General features: G+C 45.2%; 4 protein-coding genes and 2 pseudogenes. 4 read left to right on the forward strand and 2 right to left on the reverse strand.

All coding sequences use genetic code 11. The annotated features are described in order from the left end of the window. The 3 genes and pseudogenes from istA to AB4503_RS11940 form a co-directional block, all read left to right on the forward strand. Positions 1-1,149: IS21 family transposase (gene istA, locus AB4503_RS11930; protein WP_372114779.1), on the forward strand; the 1,149-nt coding region annotated here is incomplete at its 5' end. Positions 1,150-1,160: 11 nt separating this feature from the next. Next, positions 1,161-1,901 (forward strand): IS21-like element ISVch3 family helper ATPase IstB, encoded by a 741-nt coding sequence (istB, locus tag AB4503_RS11935; protein ID WP_011988345.1) that lies wholly within the window; start codon positions 1,161-1,163, stop codon positions 1,899-1,901. 79 nt (positions 1,902-1,980) lie between these two features. After that, positions 1,981-2,599: pseudogene (locus tag AB4503_RS11940) on the forward strand (transposase); the annotation flags it as partial. A 77-nt stretch (positions 2,600-2,676) separates the two neighbouring features. On the opposite strand, the gene AB4503_RS11945 reads toward AB4503_RS11940, so the two are convergent. Together AB4503_RS11945 and AB4503_RS11950 are read right to left on the reverse strand one after the other, a co-directional pair. Further along, positions 2,677-4,062 (reverse strand): GGDEF domain-containing protein, encoded by a 1,386-nt coding sequence (locus tag AB4503_RS11945; protein WP_017101793.1) that lies wholly within the window; start codon positions 4,060-4,062, stop codon positions 2,677-2,679. A 242-nt stretch (positions 4,063-4,304) separates the two neighbouring features. Continuing rightward, positions 4,305-4,667, reverse strand: coding sequence for an H-NS family nucleoid-associated regulatory protein (locus AB4503_RS11950; RefSeq protein ID WP_069595600.1), 363 nt, complete (start codon positions 4,665-4,667; stop codon positions 4,305-4,307). Positions 4,668-4,723: 56 nt separating this feature from the next. Here AB4503_RS11950 and AB4503_RS11955 point away from each other — a divergent pair. Beyond that, a pseudogene (locus AB4503_RS11955) lies at positions 4,724-5,364 on the forward strand (IS5 family transposase); the annotation flags it as partial.

The raw sequence follows: 5,364 nt of genomic DNA on the forward strand, positions 1-5,364 counted from the left end.
CAAAAGCGCAGCATGCGCCAGCTCCATGTGGCAGGTGACAAGCTGTTTATCGATTACTGTGGGCCTCGGCTTCAAGTGGTCAACCCTGATACAGGTGAAGTGCGCGAAGCAGAAGTGTTCGTGGCGACCTTAGGTGCGTCCAATTACACCTATGTTGAAGCCTTCCCGAGTCAAGGTAAGTCTTACTGGTTAGAGGCGCATGCCAATGCGTTCGAGCACTTCGGTGGTGTACCACAGCTCTTGGTTCCCGATAATCTACGTAGCGCGGTCACCAAAGCCAATCGTTATGAGCCGAGACTTAACGACAGTTATCAAAAACTGGCGAATCACTATCAAACCGCAGTGATGCCAGCTCGCCCTTACAAACCGAAAGACAAAGCCAAGGCAGAGAATGCCGTGCTCCTAGTGGAACGCTGGATCATGATGCGACTACGACATCAAACCTTCCATACCTTCAAAGAGCTGAACCTTGCCATCCGTGAGCTTATGAATGACTTAAACGAACGTGAGATGAAACAGTATGGTGCGAGCCGCAAAGCGCTGTTCGACAAACTCGATAAGCCAGCGTTAAAGCCGCTACCTAAGCAGCGATACCTCTATACCGAAACCAAGCGAGCCAAGGTTGGGCCTGATTATCACATAGAATATCGCCGCCACTACTACTCGGTGCCACATCAACTTGTTGGTCACCATGTCGAACTGGAAGCCTCCAACCGTCTGGTGCAGATCTACCATCAAGGTAACTTGGTAGCCCAGCATCCACGCAGCCAAAGAGAGCGCGGAAACAGCACCCAACCAGAGCACATGCCGAGTAATCATCAACATCAGAAGTGGTCGCCTGGACGCCTGCTCAACTGGGGAGCCAATATCGGCCCAGCCACACGAGAAGTCATCAATAAGATGCTCTACTCCAAGCCTCATCCAGAGCAGTCGTATCGCTCCTGCCTTGGGCTGCTCAATCTGAGTAAAGCGCATGGCGAGTCGCGCTTAGAGCAAGCCTGTAAAGATGCGCTGATGCTGACAAAACCGAACTACACCTTCATCAACAATCTGCTGAAGAACAATCGTGAAGGACAACTGAGCAAAGACAACACGAGCACGCCGAACCTTGTTCATAGCAATGTCCGTGGCCCGAACTGTTATCACTAGGAGAAATACAAATGAACGCACTGAACGACCAACTCAAAACCCTCCGCTTGAGCCATGCAGTGAAAGCGTTAGAGCAGCAACAAGAACAACTGAGCACCTACGCAGAGCTGGACTTCGAGGAAAGGCTAAGCCTACTTCTGGAAAGTGAAATCTTGAATCGCAATCAGACAAAAATCCAACGCTTAAAACGGCAAGCCAAACTGAGAGTGGATGCTCAGCCGAGCCAACTCATCTACAAGGAGGGACGAAATCTCAATCGTAAACAGATGAGCGAACTTCTAACGGGCAGTTATCTACATAAGCACCAGAATATCTTGATCACAGGCCCAACAGGTGCTGGCAAAACGTATCTTGGCTGCGCACTGGCAACCAGTGCCTGCGACCAACAACACACGGTCAGATACTACCGATTAACTCGCCTGCTTGATGACCTGACCGCAGGTCGTCTGGACGGTAGCTATCAAAAGCAACTTCAATCGTTGGCTAAGAAAGCTCTACTAATCCTCGACGACTGGGGGATGGAAAAGCTAACCCAAGAGCATGCAGGTCACTTATTAGAAGTGCTTGAAGATCGTTACCAAAACAGCAGCACGATCGTCATCAGTCAGTTACCTGTAAAGGAGTGGTACAACATGATCGGTAACGCCACTGTCGCAGACGCTCTAATGGATCGGCTGGTACACAATAGTCATCGAATAGAACTAGGAGGTGAGTCGATGAGAAAACTGGCGCAATCCGATCACTTAGAGTAAAAATAGGAAGAGAGAAAAACGGCAGGATCAAGTGATCGGAATAAACCGAAACGAGCGATCGCAATCACCGAAATACGCAGCGCTACAAGGATTTGTCGACTCGCTATTTAGATTTCCATGTTCCATTAAGTTGTCCACATTACACCTGCATCAGCGTAGAGCTAAGCAAGTTGGGGTCTCATTTAAGGAGCAATACAGCACCTAGCCACTGATGTTACTGGCCTTAAGGTTTATGGCGAAAGCACATATTGCAGTCGATACAAGCACTCATGAAATTATTGCAGCCGAGCTAAGTTTATCGACGGTTACAGATGGAGAAGTCCTCCCTAACTTACTGAAACAAACACGCCGAAGCCTCCTTGAGGTGTCTGGTGATGGCGCTCACGACACGAGAGCGTGGCACGCAGCTATTAAGATTAAGCGAGTCAGAAGGAACAACCTTCTGGGAGCGTGGTCACCCCCAAAATCTCGCCGTGGGTTGCCAGAAGTTATACGGCTCACATAAGTATTGGAAAGAGCGGTATGGATACCACAGACGTTCACTGTCAGAAACAGCGATGTATCGAGTTAAACAGTTGCTAGGAGGGCGATTGAGCTTAAGAAATTACAATGCGCAGGTGGGTGAAACTTACGCGATGATAAAAGCGTTGAACAAGCTTACTGGGTTAGGTATGCCTGAAACTTGTCGTATTGACTAAAAAGCATGCGAAACGGGGTAGCTCTATCTCTAAATTTAATTACGCAACAAAACCGCTCTTAGGATTTCTCGATGCCGCTAAAAATTGTCATAAGTTTTGCGTTCACTCTTATCGTGAGCGAGACATATTCTATTTCGCCCCTGTTTCTTTGCTTCATATAAAGCATTATCCGCTAGCTTAATCACCTCTTTGACTGTCTCCGCTTGTGAGAGGCTAGCGCATCCTATAGAGATGGTCACTTGCTGATCTGATTCGTATTCTAGGGGGGCTGTGAGGTTTTGTTCACTCACCAATATTCTTAAGTTATCAGCGATCTTGCTGGCGATTTCAAGATCTGTTTGAAGAAGTAAAATAGTGAATTCCTCTCCACCATAACGACAAACTAGATCAGAAGAGCGTGTATTTTTTTTCAGAACATTAGCGACGAGCTGCAAAACTTTGTCCCCTAGTAAGTGCCCATAGGTATCATTGAATTGCTTAAAAAAATCAATATCTATTAATAGTAAACTATTTATTTCCTGGTTCAGGTTTTGTTGCTCAAATACTGCTTGGATTTTTTGATCGAACTCTGATCGGTTATACAATCCAGTTAACCGGTCAGTAATTGCGGATTTATGGAGTTGTTTTTCAAGGAGGCGTCTACGTTTATCGAATTGCTCATAAGTAATACCACTAGCCAGCATTGTAAAGGTGATATACGTACAGACCACCACTACATAGATAGCAAAACCGCTGGTTTCATCCTCCAAAATATAAGTGGTGAGAAAGCCGCCAGCTAGGCAAAATAACAACCCAAAGATTAACTGCGTACGCGCTATTTTCGCTCCTAAAGTAGGTAATAAGAGTGTTTTAAGTGCGCCTCGGTGGGCTGTGAGACCAAAAATTGATATGGTTAAAAAGAACCCTAATATAGTGGTGACCGGAGACATCTGGCCATAAAATGAATCAATACCATAAGCGTAACCAACGGCTGAGACAAATGGGAGGAAAATAGCGGTAATGGCAAAAATTTGTATTAGATACCAAGGACGTCTATTTAAGAGGAAAAAAATGGCTATGACAGCAAAAAGTTGCATTACTGATGTATTAAACCCCATCTCGATGGGAGACTCTGCGTGAAGTGGGGTATCAAAAAAGATGAAATAACTTAGAACAGGGTCAATTAAATTAATTCCAGTACTTTGTTGATAGAAACGAATGACAAGTATGAAAAAAGCAAGGCTTACGAGGCTTCTGGTTATCTTCAGACTCTTTTTCCGCCAAATACAGGCGCAAGAAAGAAGTAAAAAGATAAAAGCAGTTATAGGATGCGTAGCTGCCCCATGGCTTGTTGGTCGATAGAGCCATTTAATATCAAAAAGATAGGAAGCTAAAATGAGAACAGACAAAGCTGCAATCACCTTGCAGAAAACTTGGCTGTAAAAAAGAGTGAGTGAAGTGAGTGCTCGTTTTTTTTTTGCCATTTATATATCGCCTTCATTGGGTGTCTTAGGACTTAACTTTTATAGATAATGATTCAATCTAGGAGATTTTTCCCAAATACTGCGTTTAATATTATCATTAATAAGGATGGGGATCCCGCCTTCGGTTTCAGGCCTATCGAACTAACTTAAACAAGGCTTCTGTTTCGTTTCTATATGAATATTGATCTTGTTGTTAACAACAAGATCAAATCTTCCTACTGCAGGAGGGGGGAAAGAAGCGACTATTTCGCGATCAAGAAATCATCAAGTGATTTACCAGCATCAAGCTGTTCTTGAATTATGGAAGGGGTGCGACTTTGACCAGTCCATGTTTGTGCTCTGCCGTTCCCGTCGGTGTATCTATATTTAGCAGGGCGAGGCTTACGTTTACCTTTTGTGTTCTTTTTTGATTTTCCTGATAGAGCTTCTATGAGAGCTTCAACATCAACCTTGATGTGATTTACGATTTCAGCGAATTTTGTTTCTTGGCGTTTAAGAAAGACGGTCGTTAACTTCTTAAGTGCTTCTTCAAGTTCCTCAAGTGTTAATTCACGAGAGAACGCCCGAAGCGAGCGGATATTAAGGGCTTTGTTGCGTAATTCAATGGAACTAAATCAAGAACCTACGATCTGATCAGCTACGTCCACTCTCTCGTAGCCCTATTCCTAAACCTCTTTATAAAACACCCAACTGGAAGCAATACAACCAATCACTCATTAACCGTGGCTCTCTGACTTTTTAGATTGATGAAGAGGCAATAAGCGGTTGGGCGCAAAGCAAACAGAATAAGCGCGGGAGGCCACGTCGGTTCAGTGGTTTAGCTATCACGACAGCGCTGCGAGGATTTATCGACTCGATATTTAGGTTAGCCCATGTTCCGTTAAGTTGTCCGCATTACACCTGCATCAGTCGTAGAGCCAAGCAAGTTGAGGTCTCATTTAAGACTAAAACGAGAGGAGCGATACAACACCTAGCCATTGATGCTACTGGCCTTAAGGTTTATGGCGAAGGTGAATGGATGGTCAAAAAACACGGGACGGATGGCAAGCGTAGGGTCTGGTGAAAGCTTCATATTGCCGTCGATACAAGCACTTATGAGATCATTGCCGCCGAGCTAAGTTTATCGACGGTTACAGATGGAGAAGTACTCCCAAACTTACTGAAACAAACACGCCGAAGTATCCTTGAGGTGTCTGGTGATGGCGCTTACGACACGAGAGCATGTCACGCTGCTATTAAGATTAAGGGAGCTATTGCGCTTATTCCCCCAAGAGAAGGGGCTGCCTTCTGGGAGCGTGGTCA

The organism is Vibrio sp. 10N.222.55.B11, assembly GCF_041473705.1.
GTDB lineage: Bacteria > Pseudomonadota > Gammaproteobacteria > Enterobacterales > Vibrionaceae > Vibrio > Vibrio crassostreae_C.

Coding starts and splice junctions, on each gene's coding strand:
- istB (WP_011988345.1), top strand. CDS start 1,161: ATGAACGCACTGAACGACCAACTCAAAACCCTCCGCTTGAGCCATGCA.
- AB4503_RS11945 (WP_017101793.1), bottom strand. CDS start 4,062: ATGGCAAAAAAAAAACGAGCACTCACTTCACTCACTCTTTTTTACAGC.